11 protein-coding genes, 2 tRNA genes and 1 pseudogene are annotated in these 14,203 nt (G+C 53.7%); 5 read left to right on the top strand and 9 right to left on the bottom strand.

Features of this window, described 5'->3' with window-relative positions:
• Positions 1–56 precede the first annotated feature (56 nt).
• The 3 genes from topA to fadB form a co-directional block, all read right to left on the bottom strand.
• Positions 57–2,696 carry a type I DNA topoisomerase gene (gene topA / locus IBX51_RS03215; protein WP_291828638.1) on the bottom strand — a complete coding sequence of 880 codons (2,640 nt, stop codon included), beginning with the start codon at positions 2,694–2,696 and terminating at the stop codon, positions 57–59.
• Positions 2,697–2,961: 265 nt separating this feature from the next.
• Entirely contained in the window at positions 2,962–4,137 is a 1,176-nt protein-coding gene (fadA, locus tag IBX51_RS03210; RefSeq protein WP_291828636.1) for an acetyl-CoA C-acyltransferase FadA, read from the bottom strand.
• A 33-nt stretch (positions 4,138–4,170) separates the two neighbouring features.
• Positions 4,171–6,318, bottom strand: coding sequence for a fatty acid oxidation complex subunit alpha FadB (gene fadB / locus IBX51_RS03205; protein ID WP_291828634.1), 2,148 nt, complete (start codon positions 6,316–6,318; stop codon positions 4,171–4,173).
• Positions 6,319–6,632: 314 nt separating this feature from the next.
• Between fadB and IBX51_RS03200 the strand changes: the two genes are divergently transcribed.
• Both IBX51_RS03200 and IBX51_RS03195 read left to right on the top strand, forming a co-directional pair.
• Positions 6,633–7,451, top strand: a complete 819-nt coding sequence (locus tag IBX51_RS03200; RefSeq protein ID WP_291828632.1) for a hypothetical protein — start codon at positions 6,633–6,635, stop codon at positions 7,449–7,451.
• A gap of 128 nt (positions 7,452–7,579) precedes the next feature.
• Positions 7,580–8,011: a universal stress protein gene (locus tag IBX51_RS03195; RefSeq protein WP_291828631.1), complete on the top strand. Its 432-nt coding sequence runs from the start codon at positions 7,580–7,582 to the stop codon at positions 8,009–8,011.
• Positions 8,012–8,050: 39 nt separating this feature from the next.
• On the opposite strand, the gene IBX51_RS03190 is transcribed toward IBX51_RS03195, so the two are convergent.
• The 5 genes from IBX51_RS03190 to IBX51_RS03170 form a co-directional block, all read right to left on the bottom strand.
• Positions 8,051–8,719 (bottom strand): hypothetical protein, encoded by a 669-nt coding sequence (locus IBX51_RS03190; RefSeq protein WP_291828681.1) that lies wholly within the window; start codon positions 8,717–8,719, stop codon positions 8,051–8,053.
• Complete coding sequence (locus IBX51_RS03185) at positions 8,716–10,653, bottom strand: ATP-binding cassette domain-containing protein (protein WP_291828629.1); 1,938 nt, start codon at positions 10,651–10,653, stop codon at positions 8,716–8,718. The genes IBX51_RS03190 and IBX51_RS03185 overlap by 4 nt, the downstream gene beginning before the upstream one ends.
• A gap of 5 nt (positions 10,654–10,658) precedes the next feature.
• On the bottom strand, positions 10,659–11,456 hold the full coding sequence (locus IBX51_RS03180; RefSeq protein WP_291828627.1) for an MOSC N-terminal beta barrel domain-containing protein: 798 nt from the start codon (positions 11,454–11,456) through the stop codon (positions 10,659–10,661).
• Positions 11,457–11,585: 129 nt separating this feature from the next.
• Positions 11,586–11,661, bottom strand: a tRNA-Gly gene (locus IBX51_RS03175).
• A 134-nt stretch (positions 11,662–11,795) separates the two neighbouring features.
• On the bottom strand, positions 11,796–12,398 hold the full coding sequence (locus IBX51_RS03170) for a DUF924 family protein (RefSeq protein ID WP_291828626.1): 603 nt from the start codon (positions 12,396–12,398) through the stop codon (positions 11,796–11,798).
• A 95-nt stretch (positions 12,399–12,493) separates the two neighbouring features.
• Here IBX51_RS03170 and IBX51_RS03165 point away from each other — a divergent pair, with 95 nt between their 5' ends.
• From IBX51_RS03165 to IBX51_RS03155, 3 genes are all read left to right on the top strand, one after another.
• Positions 12,494–12,871 carry a CbiX/SirB N-terminal domain-containing protein gene (locus tag IBX51_RS03165; RefSeq protein WP_291828624.1) on the top strand — a complete coding sequence of 126 codons (378 nt, stop codon included), beginning with the start codon at positions 12,494–12,496 and terminating at the stop codon, positions 12,869–12,871.
• Between the two features lie 27 nt (positions 12,872–12,898).
• On the top strand, positions 12,899–13,804 hold the full coding sequence (locus IBX51_RS03160; RefSeq protein ID WP_291828622.1) for a TIGR01777 family oxidoreductase: 906 nt from the start codon (positions 12,899–12,901) through the stop codon (positions 13,802–13,804).
• A gap of 85 nt (positions 13,805–13,889) precedes the next feature.
• A tRNA-Glu gene (locus tag IBX51_RS03155) sits at positions 13,890–13,965 on the top strand.
• Between the two features lie 87 nt (positions 13,966–14,052).
• Here the strand turns inward: IBX51_RS03155 and ccoM are convergent.
• Positions 14,053–14,145 (bottom strand): annotated as a pseudogene (gene ccoM / locus IBX51_RS15055) (cytochrome c oxidase subunit CcoM); the annotation flags it as partial.
• Positions 14,146–14,203: the final 58 nt, after the last annotated feature.

Below are 14,203 nucleotides of genomic sequence, written 5' to 3'. Positions count from 1 at the left end.
CCCGCGAACCAACAGCACAGCAAAAACGTTGGTTCGCAGATTTAATGGCTAGAAAATCACTTCTTTTTATCTCTCGGAACCCAGCGCCCGCCTTCATACCAGGCAGACCAACCCGTTGCTTTGCCGTCCTGCTCTGACATCACGTACTGCTCTTTGGACTTCCGGCTGTACCGAATCACCGACGGATTACCCTCAGGATCCCGCTCTGGAGCCTCCATCAGATAGTCATATTTTGGATCAATTTCTTTACGGTGCGGCTTTATTTCCATCACCAATGGCGGCCTTGTCTCCCGATTTTTCGGGAATTTGCTGGCCGCAAGGAACAGGCCAGAGGCACCATCCCGCAAAACGTAGGTGTCGTCGACCTTCTGGCACTGCAATTCCGGCATGGGCACCGGGTCCATTTTGGGCGGCGCCGGCTCTCCGTTTTTCAACAGCTTGCGGGTGTTTTTGCACTCAGCATTGGTACAGCCGAAGTACTTACCAAAACGACCGGTCTTGAGCTGCATCTCAGAGCCACACTTGTCACACTCAAGCGACGGTCCGTCATATCCTTTGATCCGAAAGGTGCCCTGCTCGACTTCATAGCCAGAACAATCCGGGTTATTGCCGCAGACGTGAAGCTTGCGCGCCTCGTCAATCAAATAACTGTCCATGGCCGAACCGCACTTGCCACAGCGACGTTTTTTGCGGAGCAGCCGCGATTCACCCTCGCCTTCGACATCCTCATCGGCGCTGACTACCTCATCACCGGACACCAGGTTAATCGTGGTTTTGCAACGCTCCTTCGGAGGCAGCGAGTAACCTGAGCAGCCCAGGAACACACCCGTACTCGCAACGCGGATTTGCATGTTCCGGCCACAACTGGGACACGAAATATCGGTTTCCGTCGGACTGTTGGCGCGCATTCCGCCTTCGGATTGCTCGGCGCTTTCAAGCTGAGCACGAAACTTGGTGTAGAAATCATTAAGAACCGTCTTCCAATTAACATCACCACCGGCAATGTGGTCCAACTCGTCCTCAAGTCGTGCAGTAAAATCGTAGTTCATCAGATTAGGAAACGATTCAGCCAGGCGCTCGGTGACAATCTCGCCCATTTTTTCGGCGTAAAACCGGCGATTCTGCAGCCGAACATAGCCTCGATCCTGGATCGTAGAAATGATAGATGCGTAGGTCGATGGACGGCCAATCCCCTGCTTTTCGAGTTCCTTTACCAAGCTCGCCTCAGTGTAGCGAGGTGATGGCTTGGTGAAGTGCTGAGTCGGATCCAGCTTTTTCAGATCCAGCACCTCATCGACCTTGATGTCTGGCAACGCCACATCTTCGTCTTTCTTGCTCGACTGGGGTGCGGCTTTCAGAAAACCTTCAAATTTGACGATACGACCACGGGTTCGCAATTCATAATCGCCGTTTGCCACCACAATAGACGTGCTCAGGAATTCTGCGTCCGCCATCTGACAGGCAATGAACTGCCGCCAGATCAAGTCGTATAGCTTCTCTGCATCTTTTTCGAGACCGGAGATGTCGGTAGGCCTGCGGTCAACATCGGAAGGCCGAATGGCCTCGTGCGCCTCCTGAGCGCCTTCCTTGCTACCGTATAAACGCGGGTTGTCAGGCAAATAGCGCTCACCAAACTGTTTCTCGACAAATTCACGACAGCTGGCCACGGCATCCTGGCTCAGATTGGTTGAGTCAGTACGCATATAGGTGATAAACCCGGCCTCGTACAAACGCTGCGCCAGCATCATGGTCTTTTTGACACTGAACCCCAAACGGTTACTGGCCGCCTGCTGCAACGTCGACGTAATAAACGGTGCCGAAGGTTTAGAGCGAGTCGGTTTATCCTCACGTTTGGCAACCTTGAATCTGCCTGCCTCAAGACGCGCTACGTGCTCACTACTTTGGATTTCGTTGACCGGTCGATACGGTTTGTCATCGTGCCGCGTCACTTCAAACCGAACAGGATCCTTTGTGCCAGTCGCAGTTAAGTCGGCATGCAATTGCCAGAATTCTTCTGGTACAAATTTACGAATTTCGCGCTCACGCTCGACAATCAACCGGACAGCAACAGACTGCACGCGCCCCGCCGACAGCCCTCGGGCAAGCTTCGCCCACAGTAACGGAGAAACCATATAACCGACCACGCGGTCGAGAAATCTTCTGGCTTGTTGTGCATTTACACGGTGATTGTCCAGGCTACCGGGATCTTTGAATGCATCCTGAATCGCGCGCTTGGTGATCTCATTAAACACCACGCGGCGGTACTTTTCAGGCTCGCCGCCAATGGTTTCCTGGAGGTGCCAGGCAATGGCCTCCCCTTCTCTATCCAAATCCGTTGCCAGATAAATATGGTCGGCAGATTTGGCGAGCCGCTTCAATTCACTGACGACTTTTTCCTTGCCGGGCAGGATCTCATAACGAGCACTCCAATCCTGATCCGGATCAACTCCCATACGGGCGACAAGCTGCTCCCTGGCTTTACGTTTCTTGTGAGCTGCCTTTTCTTCCGGGTTAAGTTTGCGAGTAACGGCAGCCTGCTTGGCGCGTTCTTTCGGGTCAGACTGACTGCCACTGCCACTGACTGGCAGGTCACGAATGTGGCCAACGCTGGATTTAACGATAAAATCCGAGCCCAGGTACTTGTTGATGGTCTTCGCTTTCGCTGGCGACTCGACAATAACGAGACTTTTACCCATATCGGAGATCTGTATCCTTGGCGATAATTCGGTTAGGAGCTGTACAAACCGCAAACTCGCATAAAAATCAGGCAACTGGAAAACATTAAGGTTGCCATTGTGTATAGGCTCACTGTTTTACAGGGTCAAGAATAGCAAGACAACCCATTCTTTGACTTCAGTCCTCCTTTTTTTACAATTCCCGCACATTCTAGCGCCACTACAAACAGGAAGGCCCGGCAAAAGCCGGGCCTCCTGAGCAAGCATCAATGACCGTACCAGCGGATCAGAGACGCTCCCACACAGTGGCAATGCCCTGACCAAGACCAATACACATGGTAGAAACACCCAGTGTGCCGCCTTTGGCCTGCATAATGTGCAGCAGTGAGGTCGAGATACGGGCACCGGAGCAACCCAGCGGATGGCCAAGGGCAATCGCGCCGCCGTTCAGGTTAACCTTCTCTTCCATAACACCCAGCAGTTTCAGGTCTTTCAGAACCGGCAGGGACTGGCCAGCAAAGGCTTCGTTCAGTTCCCAGAAGTCGATATCTTCAACTTTCAGGCCTGCACGCTTCAGCGCCTTCTTGGTGGCCGGAACCGGACCGTAACCCATAATCGCGGGATCACAACCGGCAACGGCCATGCTGCGAACTTTCGCCATCGGGGTCAGACCCAGCGCCTGAGCACGCTCTGCAGACATCAGCAGCATCGCGGATGCGCCATCAGTCAGCTGCGAGGAGGTGCCGGCAGTGACAGTTCCGTTCTTCGGATCAAACGCCGGGCGCAACTGGCCGAGGGACTCAGCCGTGGTCTCCGGACGAATGGTTTCATCTTCTTCGATCAGCTTCACAAAGCCGTTTTCATCGTGGCCTTCAATCGGAACGATTTCGTTCTTGAAGCGCCCTTCGACGGTAGCTTCGTGAGCCAGGCGATGAGAACGTGCACCGAACTCGTCTTGCTGCTCACGGGTAATCCCGTGCATTTTCGCCAGCATTTCCGCGGTCAGGCCCATCATGTTGGACGCCTTGGCGGTGTACTTGGACGCAGCCGGGTTGTGGTCGAAGCCGGCAGTCATGGGCACGTGACCCATGTGCTCAACGCCACCCACCATAAACACGTCACCATTGCCCGTCTGGATAGCCTGGGCAGCGGTGTGGATCGCACTCATGGCCGAGCCACACAGACGGTTAACGGTCTGGGCTGCAGACTCGTGAGGGATACGGGTCAGCAGAGAAATCTGCCGCGCCACGTTAAAGCCCTGTTCTTTCGTCTGGTTTACACAGCCCCAGATCACATCTTCTACTTCTTTCGGGTCGAGCTTAGGGTTGCGCTCGAACAGTGCGTCGATCAGCGCAGCCGACAGCGTCTCCGCACGCACGTTGCGGAAACAACCGTTCTTGGCACGACCCATCGGAGTCCGCACGCAATCGACGACGACAACGTCTCTCGGATTAAGGCTCATAGATCTTTCTCCGTTCGGAAATCTCGTTCAGGGTTAGCCAAAGAACTTTTTGCCAGTCTTGGCCATTTCACGCAGCTTCTCGGTCGGGTGATACAAAGGACCAAGGTCTGCAAACTTGTCTGCCAGTTCAACGAACTTGTCTACACCCAAGTCATCGATGTAGCGCAGGGCACCACCACGGAACGGCGGGAAGCCGATACCGAAGATCAGACCCATATCCGCGTCGGCCGGATCTTCCACGATGCCATCTTCAAGGCAACGTACAGTCTCCAGACACAGCGGGATCATCATGCGAGCGATGATGTCTTCTTCGCTGAACTCATTCTTGCCCTGAACAACCGGCTCAAGCAGCTTGTAGGTTTCTTCATCAACAACCTTGTTCTGCTTGCCTTTGCGATCCAGTTCGTACTTGTAGAAACCAACGTTGGTCTTCTGACCGTAACGGTTGTTGTCGAACATCACGTCAATAGCAGTGGTTTCTGCATGCTTCATACGATCCGGGAAGCCGTCAGCCATGACATCGCCGGCGTGCTTGCCAGTATCCATGCCGACAACGTCCAGCAGGTAGGCGGGGCCCATCGGCCAGCCGAACTTTTCCATCACCTTGTCAACTTTCTGGAAGTCGGCACCGTCACGAACCAGGCCGACAAAACCGCCGAAGTAAGGGAACAGTACACGGTTAACCAGGAAGCCCGGACAATCGTTGACAACGATTGGGGTCTTACCCATTGCCTTGGCGTAAGCCACAGTGGTCGCGATAGCACGATCACTGGTCTTCTCGCCGCGGATAACCTCAACCAGCGGCATCATATGCACCGGGTTAAAGAAGTGCATGCCACAGAAGTTTTCCGGACGCTTCAGGTTTTTGGCCAGCAGGTCGATGGAAATCGTGGAGGTGTTGGAAGTGATGATGGCGTCATCGCGAACCATTTCTTCGGTTTCACGAAGAACCGCGTCTTTCACTTTCGGATTTTCAACAACCGCCTCAACAACCAGGTCTACGTTTTTGAAATCACCGTAGTTCAAGGTTGGCGTGATATTGTTCAGAACGTCGGCCATCTTGCCGGCATCCATCTTGCCCTTGTCGACGCGCTTGGTCAGTAGCTTCTTGGCTTCACTCAGGCCCAGCGTGAGGCCGCCCTGATTGATGTCCTTCATGATGATCGGCGTGCCTTTCAGCGCAGACTGGAACGCCACACCGCCACCCATGATACCAGCACCGAGTACGGCAGCCAGTTTCACTTCAGACGCTTCTTTTTCCCAGGCGCTGGCTTTTTTCTTCAGGGCCTGGTCGTTCAGGAACAGACCAACCAGACACGCAGCCACGTTGGTTTTGGCCATCTTGGCGAAGCCTTTGGCCTCTACTTCGATCGCCTTGTCGCGGGTCATGCCGGCATGCTTCTGCATGGTCTTAATGGCTTCCACCGGCGCCGGGTAGTTCTTGCCAGCCTTACCGGCCACGAACGCCTTGGAAATCTCGAACGCCATCATGCTTTCCATGGCGTTCAGCTTGATCTTGCCCTTCTTCTCTTCACGACGGGCCAGATTGTCCAGCTTGCCTTCGTTGCACTGCTTGATAATGGCTACAGCAGCATCGACCAGCTTGTCGGCTTCAACTACCGCATCTACAGCACCAACTTTGAGGGCTGCATCGGCGCGGTTTTCTGTGCCGCCAGCAATCCACTCAACAGCGTTATCTACGCCCACCAGGCGGGACAGACGAACAGTACCGCCAAAGCCCGGGAAGATGCCCAGCTTGACTTCCGGCAGGCCAACTTTGGCCTTCGGCGCCATAACACGGTAATCCGTCGCCAGACACATCTCGAAACCACCGCCCAGTGCAATACCGTTGATGGCGGTTACGGTCGGGAACGGAAGGTCTTCGATGGCGTTGAATACTTCATTCGCCTTCAGATTGTTGGCAACGAGATCTTCCTCGGAACCCGCAAACAGCTCGGTAAACTCGGTGATGTCTGCACCAACAATAAAGCTGTCCTTGGAGCTGGTTACCACCAGACCCTTAAGCTTCTTCTGGGATTTGAGTGCTTCAGCTGCGGCGCCCAGCTCTTCGATGGTGAGGCGATTGAACTTGTTGACTGACTCGCCTTGCAAGTCAAAGTCCAACTGAGCAATCCCACCGTCGATCTCTTTAACCGTGATGGCTTTACCTTCGTAAATCATCAACTGATCTCCAGTCTGTGTTTGAAACTGCTGACAGCCATTCGACGTTATCTGTCATCCTGACTGCTTTTGCAGCGAGATTTCGGTCACTGCCCGATCTTTCCGATCCAAAATTCATACAGTCGTTTGAATCGTGAGGGGACACCATGAAAAAAAATGGAGCGTTTGTCAATTTGTTTCTTGATGAAGCTGACAGAAATTAGAGGATACAACCTGTGAGAGCCGGAAACTGCTTGATTAGCCGGCACAGTTACTTTAACTTCGGAGTGCGACTTTAGTCCACAATAATAAACAGCATTACGGAGACTCATCCGATGAAAAACGCTCGCCTGCGCACTCAGCCACTGCTTGCCTTACTGATTTTGTTTTCCCTGACCGCGTTTGGCGCCAAGGCTCAGGACACCGGATCGGAATTTCTCTCTGACCTGCATGATTTCCGAATCAACAACTACTTAGCACTTGATTCCTTGTACGCTTTCAGTGCGGCCGGCGATTCCGAAGCCTTGAATCGAATCGTAGAAAGCATTAATGCTTCCAACGATGCCATGAACTCGATTATCACCAGCACAAGCGGTGCATTGACTGAGCAGCAAGTTGAAAGCCTCAATCAGGAATTTGACGTGTTCAAAGACCTGATGCGCGGCAACATCAACGAGGTACGGGAACAGGGATACCCTGATCTGCGCCTGATGGCCGATCTGGCTGATAACGCTATGAAACTCAATATTATTGCCACCGATCTTTACAGCGTCGCCCTGGATAACAGCAACGCACCAACAGATGCCCGAATCGAGTCTGCAAGATCCGCAGCGGTCGTGATGGCACAGATGATGGCCAGATACTCTGCCCGCACCCACTCTTCTGTGGCCCAGACCTTTCAGGGTTCGTCGGACGAAGCACCGCTGGATCAGCAGGCATTACAGTTCGACAGCCTGCTGGCGCAACTTCAAACTGGCAGCGCCAACCGTCAACTGAAGTCAGCGATTGACGATGTAAGCTCCAAATGGCAGTTCATTCGCGGATCGTATATCAATTACAACGAGAACAACGTCAGCTTTGTCATCGACCGTTATTCAAAGGGCATTATCCGCGGACTGACAACCACCATTGTACTGCTCCAAAACAACGTGTAATTGTCGGCCGGGTAAGCTCAGCGCCTGCCCGGCCAATCCCTCCCCGTTGACGCCCGTCAGAATCCCTCGACACCTTTTGGTATAAACTGATAATACTGTTCCTACCCAATGCGCAAAGGAGTGACTGAATGTCCGCCTATACTAAAATGCTGGTCGCTATCGACCTTACTGAAGAAGCACCTCAGGTTCTGAACAAGGCGAAAGCAATTTGCGATGCCTACGGAGCCGAGCTACTGCTGGTGCACGTTGTTGAGCCGGTTGGTTACGCCTACGGGGGCGATATCCCGATGGATCTGACTGAACTGCAGGATCAGTTGGACAAAGCAGCCCGGGAGCAACTGACCAAGTACGGTGACGAGTACGGTGTTCCGAAAAGTCATCAGATCGTAACCGTTGGCCGGCCGGAGTCCGAGATTCACCGTATTGTAAAAGACCAGCAAGTGGACTTGGTCATTGTGGGCAGCCATGGCCGCAAAGGCTTCCAACTGCTGCTGGGTTCTACCGCAAACGGCGTGCTGCACGGCACCCAGTGCGACGTACTGGCCATTCGGATCCACTGATCACCACCACACAGTGAAGCAGCATGAGAAAAGGGAGGCTTACGCCTCCCCATTCATTCTTGACTGCAACTTCCTGAGCTGACTTTCCAACGATACGCTGACGCTCGACGCCATCGAGAAGAAACTCAGCAAGGCTTTAAGGTTACTGTCACCGCGGCACACGGCATGAATCCTCTGCCAGAGCGCCTGATTAACAAGCTGCAGTCTTTGATTACGCTCCACCAGCCCCTTGAGCTCCCAATCCGCCTGTTCTTTATTGCGCGCCGCAAACAATTGCTGAAGCAGATAATAGCCAACACTGCGCATTACAAATTCGTCGCTGTTGGCAAATGGCAGGTGATGAAGCGCCATCGGCTTAAGCTCCGACAACACCGGGCAACCACTGGTTGCCATCTTTAAACCGAGCAGCGATCGAAGCGCCTCTTCCAGCGTTGTCTGCTTGGCATATGAGCGGCGCTCGTCGGTCACCATCACATCGACCTTCTGATAGGCATCTTCTGCCTGAAACTCTTCGACCACCGGTAAAATCTCAATCGCTGCCGGGCAATAGACCGTCTCCCCGGATTTCAGGGGACAGTTGGAGCATTGGCAATGCTCCAACCTGGTCCATGCAGGCATTTGAGAAACCGGCGGCCTGATCGGCTCCCCGGTTACTTTGAAATCGATAGTGCGGCCATCCTGAAACTTGAAATTGTAATTAATGTTCATTGATTCGCCTGTTCTTCCAGCTCCATCCACCGTTCAATAACCAACTCCAGACGGGACTCCGTTTCCGCCAGCAAATCCAGAGCAGCTGATACTTCCTCCGGTGGGCCTGAATAAAAGTTGGGGGCAGCAACAGTTTCCCGAAGGTCTGCCACCTCTTGCTCCAGCGCCTCGATCTGGCCGGGCAACTGTTCCAGCTCCAGTTTAAGCTTGTAGCTGAGTTTTATGGGCTTTTGTTTTGCCGACTGCGCCACAATCTGTGCAACTGGTGCCTCTTCTTTTTCTGCAGGAGAAGCTTTATCCCGCTTGTCCTGCTTGTCCAGGCGGCTGCCCGAGATCTCTGCGGGGAAACGTCCGCCTTGTCGACGCCAGTCTGTATACCCACCCACGTGCTCCTGAACGTTACCCGAGCCATCCAGGAAGATGGTTTCCGTCACCACATTGTCCAGAAATTCCCGGTCGTGGCTGATCACAATGACGGTACCCTTGAACTCAGCCAGCTGCTCTTCCAGCAACTCCAACGTTTCGACATCCAGATCGTTGGTCGGTTCGTCCAGCACCAGGATGTTGGCAGGCTTGCTGAACAGCTTCGCCAACAATAGGCGCGCACGCTCACCACCGGAGAAAACACGCACGGGAGATCGGGAACGCTCCGGTGTAAACAAAAACTCCTGCAAATAACCCAAAACATGCTTGCTTTGACCGTTGATATCGATGAATTCACGGCCTTCTGCAAGATTATCCAGAGCGTTTCGCTCAAGATCCAACTCTCCTCTGAGCTGGTCGAAATACGCCACCTTTAGATTGGTCCCGAGACGAATATCACCTTCGGTCGGCTGCAACTCGCCGAGCAGCAAGCGGACCAGGGTCGTTTTGCCGGTCCCGTTCTCACCCACCAGACCAATCTTGTCGCCCCGGATAATGGTGAGATCCATACCTTGCACCACCCTGTGCCCATCCGGGTAAACAAAACCGGCAGCCCGGGTCTCTGCCACCAGTTTTCCGGACTTCGCGGCCTCTTCGACAGAGAAATTCGCGGTACCTCCCCGCACGCGACGTTGACGGTGTTCCTCTCTCATGGCTTTGAGCGAACGAACTCGACCCATATTACGAGTCCGCCTGGCTTTAATGCCCTGACGGATCCAGGTCTCTTCCTGCTTCAGTCGCTTGTCAAATAGCGCATTCTGACGGTCTTCATCTTCAAGTGCTTTTTCTTTAAGCTCCAGGTAGCGATCGTAACTGGCCGCAAAACTGATCAACTGCCCCCGGTCCAACTCAACCACCCGGGTCGCCATTCGGCGAATAAACGCCCGGTCATGACTGACAAACAACATGGCGCCACGAAACTGTGCGAGCGCTTCTTCTAGCCAGGCTATGGCCGGCACATCCAAATGGTTAGTGGGCTCGTCCAACAGCAGTATGTCGGGCTCGGCAACCAGAGCTTTGGCCAGAAGAACCCGGCGCTGCCAGCCTCCAGACAAAGTATTCAGGGTACGATCGGGGTCTATTCCATACTGGCCAAGAATCGTGGTGACCTTTTGATCAAGCCGCCAACCGTCCAGCGCCTCAATACGTTCCTGGGCCTTCATCATGGCATCCATGCTTGCCTCGTCAGCCAGCTGAGACAGCCGATGGAATTCCGCCAGAACCGCCCCGGTTTCAGGAAACGCCGACGCCACAACATCATAGGCGGTACGTGGATCATCAGATGGCAAACTCTGAGGCAATACCGACAAAACCGAACCTTCTTCCAGCCGAACCACGCCACCGTCAGGAACCACCTCGCCACTGACAATCTTCAACAGCGTCGATTTGCCCTCGCCATTGCGCCCAAGCAAGCATACCCGCTCCCCCGGATCGATCATCAACGTCGCGCCATCGAGCAACGGATGCATACCGAAAGACAAGGCTATTTTTTCCAGTGTTAACAAAGGCACTTTGGTTATAACTCCTGCTGAGAAAGAGTAACGGTATCGCCCACCGACAAACGGTGACCGTCAAGGTGAATGGCGTTCTGGCCGAAGATAACGCCATTCGATGTTTTTCTGTAGGTCGATAGTGTTCTGAGCGGCTCGATCTGGGGATGCCTGTTGCCCGAATCGGGATCTACTGTGGTCATCACGCACCGGGAGCAGGGCTTGGCGACAAGGAAGCGTGCCGTGCCGATAACCAGAGAATGCCAGCCATCCTCAGCCCAGGGTTCAGCACCTGAAACAACAATATTGGCCCGGAAGTGCCGCATGTCCACGGGCTTGTCGAGTCTGGCGTTAAGTTCGTCCAACGAAGACTGGTTGGTCACAAGAAACGGAAAGCCATCGGCAAAACCGACTCGCTTCCAACCTGGAACACGCTCGGGGTCTACGCGCCGAAAGCTGTCATCGGGCATGTAAACAAAGCGAAGGTTTTGCCCACAATAACGACTAACCGCCGGGTTGACCATGCCTGTACCAACCAGAGCATCGACTCGATCCTGCCATACCCCAACAGAGACAGGCTCCTTGCCTGGCACCAAATCAAACGGACCTTCACCGGGGATAAATACCTTTACGGCACGACCATCAAGGCAGGTACGGATTGTGGCGAGCATAGGTAATTGGCGCTGGGTTACAAATTCCCCACCGTCGTTCACCAGCATCCAGCGTCGATCGCCGGCAGGGCCGAATTCATCCAGATTAAAGGACGACACCTCAATGCCTGCGAGAGATTTTACCGGATAGAGGTAGAGGGATTGGACGCGCATAATGCCACCCTTTAATGCATCAGTTTTGGATGGAGGGTAACGAGTATAACTGACGAGCCGGGGCTCATGAGGGAGAAATCAGGAACCGGATACGAAAAACCCGACGCATAAGGTCGGGTTTTCAAAATCTGGAGCGGGAAACGAGACTCGAACTCGCGACCCCAACCTTGGCAAGGTTGTGCTCTACCAACTGAGCTATTCCCGCTGATGTTGAACATGGGCGTTGCCTCTCAACGGATGCGTATTCTACTGATAGGATGTCGGTCGTCAACCAATTTATTGAAAAAACTTCCGCTTGCCTGGCCATCAACCATTTTCCGGTAATCATACCCGACGGCATTACTGTCCGAAGGTTGAAGCGCCATTCAAATAAATAAGCTCCTGCTCAGTAGAAGATCGACCAAGCGCTCGGTTTCTATGGGGAAACCGACCAAATTGGCTAACGATCTCTTGATGGGCCAAGGCAGACTCCAAAAAGCTTTCAAGAAATTCGGCCAACACACCATCAGCGCTTTTTACCAACTGCTGATAACACTCGACCGACAGTGCCTGATCGCCTGGCCGTTCTGAATGCTGCATCGGCATGTAGAGAAATGCCCTCTGGATTGGCGGCAGCGCCTGATCCTGCCCCTTCTGCATCGCTCGCCTGCACAGCTTTCGAGCCAGCGGATCGTTATCAAAGGCCAACGCGCCACCCCTGAAGATATTTCGACTGAACTGGTCCAGTAGCACTATTTCTGCCAAGGCACCACCGGCGTGTTTACGCCAGTGGTCCAGGCCCTGTTCAGACGCAAACAACACCAACGAGAGAAAACGCCGACGGATTTCCTGGTCAAACTTGCGATCAGAGCGAAACCAGCGGCTCCGGTGATCGCTGTCTGGCAACCCCATGTCGTCCAATTTGCCAAACCAGAAATCCAGAAGGTCTTTCCAATCGAACATTTAGCAACTCCCTGTTACATTAAAATCAGCAGGTGTATGTGCATCGCCAACTCGGATACGACCGATTTGCCCTATTTGACCACTCTGGAGAGAACATGACTACGTCGCATCAAATCATTCTGCTGGCCCATGGCAGCAGTGACCCACGTTGGTGTGAAACCTTCGAGCGCCTGGCTGCACCTACGCTGCAGTCTGTCGAGCACTCAGCTATAGCTTACATGGAGCTTGCCGAACCATCACTTGAGACTATTGTTAGCCAGGGCAAGGCTGCTGGCACGCTCAGCTATACGGTGGTGCCACTATTTCTGGCTGCCGGCAGACATTTACGCAAAGACGTCCCGGCCATGATCGGTGAACTGGAAAGCCAACACGGAGTCAGCATCAAACTGGCCGAGCCCATTGGCAAGAACCCTCAACTCGGTGAGGCCATCCGCAACGTTGTACTCGAGGAACTTGCGAGCCCAAGCTGCTGAGCAAATTTGTCATCAAAGGAGAAGACCATGGACAAGCGGGTACTGATTACGGGAGGCACTGGCTTTATTGGCAAGGTACTTTGCCGGGATCTGATCAGTAAAGGTTATTCGCTGACCGTTCTGAGCCGGCAACGCCCGGATACCGTGCGAGCGCTGTGTGGACGAGTAGAGGTTTGCTCAGATCTGAAAAGCCTCGAAGGCCATCCTGGCTTCGAGGCGGTGATCAATCTTGCCGGAGAAGGCATCGCCGATAAACGGTGGACAGACGCCCGCAAGCAAGCCCTTCGCAACAGCCGGATAGGGTTAACAAACACCTTGGTAACCGTCATCAAAACCTGGGAGAAACTGCCGGATGTCCTGGTGTCCGGATCGGCTGTCGGCTTTTACGGTAACCAGGGGGCCCACCTGGTTACAGAAGACACCCAACCCAACCCGGAATTCACTCATGTACTGTGCCGGGACTGGGAGCAGGAAACTCGAACACTGATGCAGAGTGGCGTAAGAGTCTGCTTGTCTCGCACGGGCATTGTCGTCGGCTCTGCAGGAGGCTTTCTGCAGCGTATGATTTTACCCTTCAGGCTGGGTTTGGGGGGCCGGCTCGGCTCAGGACAACAGTTTATGCCCTGGGTACACAGGGACGACGTGGTGGCAGGACTGATCTGGATGCTGGAAAACGAACGAGCTCAAGGCGCTTACAATATGGTCAGCCCCAACCCCGTAACAAATCGAGAGTTCACCCAGACCCTGGGGAAGGTGCTACACCGGCCCACCCTGTTTCCGGCGCCCGCACCGGTTCTTAAGCTGGCACTGGGGGAAATGGCAGGACTTTTGCTCACCGGTCAAAAGGCCGTACCCATGCGCCTACAAAACGAAGGCTTCGAGTTTAAGTACCCGGAACTGGCAACGGCACTGACTGAAAGCGTGGCCAGGTAACTTTTTCAAAAAAAACGTTGACAGGTCTGAGGCCCTTACTTAATATACGCGCCACCTCGACGAGGCAAGTTGTTGAAAACGTTGCGTCCCCTTCGTCTAGTGGCCTAGGACTCCGCCCTTTCACGGCGGCAACAGGGGTTCGAACCCCCTAGGGGACGCCAATTTTCAAGAGCGGATTATAGTCTTCACTGTTTAGCTCCATACCCCTTGTGGCGCGTTTCAGTATGATCGCCACCGTGAGCTTTCTGATCTTTTACGATAAAAACCCCGACTCCTACAAAAAATCCAACCACCAGCAACACGGTTACGATACCTGCGATAACGACAGCATCCATATACATATCAACTTCTCCCGGCCGTTCTGAAACTTGACTAAGCTCAGGTTACGCCCCTGCCACG

It is taken from the genome of Marinobacter sp., from assembly GCF_014859525.1.
Taxonomy (GTDB): Bacteria; Pseudomonadota; Gammaproteobacteria; order Pseudomonadales; family Oleiphilaceae; genus Marinobacter.
Note: the sequence above shows the minus strand (reverse complement) of the source record. Positions and strands in the feature narration are given on the sequence as shown.

What these genes read in the sequence shown, in the direction of transcription:
- fadB (WP_291828634.1), bottom strand. Translation starts at nt 6,318, where the DNA reads ATGATTTACGAAGGTAAAGCCATCACGGTTAAAGAGATCGACGGTGGG.
- IBX51_RS03195 (WP_291828631.1), top strand. Translation starts at nt 7,580, where the DNA reads ATGTCCGCCTATACTAAAATGCTGGTCGCTATCGACCTTACTGAAGAA.
- topA (WP_291828638.1), bottom strand. Translation starts at nt 2,696, where the DNA reads ATGGGTAAAAGTCTCGTTATTGTCGAGTCGCCAGCGAAAGCGAAGACC.
- IBX51_RS03165 (WP_291828624.1), top strand. Translation starts at nt 12,494, where the DNA reads ATGACTACGTCGCATCAAATCATTCTGCTGGCCCATGGCAGCAGTGAC.
- fadA (WP_291828636.1), bottom strand. Translation starts at nt 4,137, where the DNA reads ATGAGCCTTAATCCGAGAGACGTTGTCGTCGTCGATTGCGTGCGGACT.
- IBX51_RS03200 (WP_291828632.1), top strand. Translation starts at nt 6,633, where the DNA reads ATGAAAAACGCTCGCCTGCGCACTCAGCCACTGCTTGCCTTACTGATT.
- IBX51_RS03180 (WP_291828627.1), bottom strand. Translation starts at nt 11,456, where the DNA reads ATGCGCGTCCAATCCCTCTACCTCTATCCGGTAAAATCTCTCGCAGGC.
- IBX51_RS03160 (WP_291828622.1), top strand. Translation starts at nt 12,899, where the DNA reads ATGGACAAGCGGGTACTGATTACGGGAGGCACTGGCTTTATTGGCAAG.
- IBX51_RS03170 (WP_291828626.1), bottom strand. Translation starts at nt 12,398, where the DNA reads ATGTTCGATTGGAAAGACCTTCTGGATTTCTGGTTTGGCAAATTGGAC.
- IBX51_RS03190 (WP_291828681.1), bottom strand. Translation starts at nt 8,719, where the DNA reads ATGAACATTAATTACAATTTCAAGTTTCAGGATGGCCGCACTATCGAT.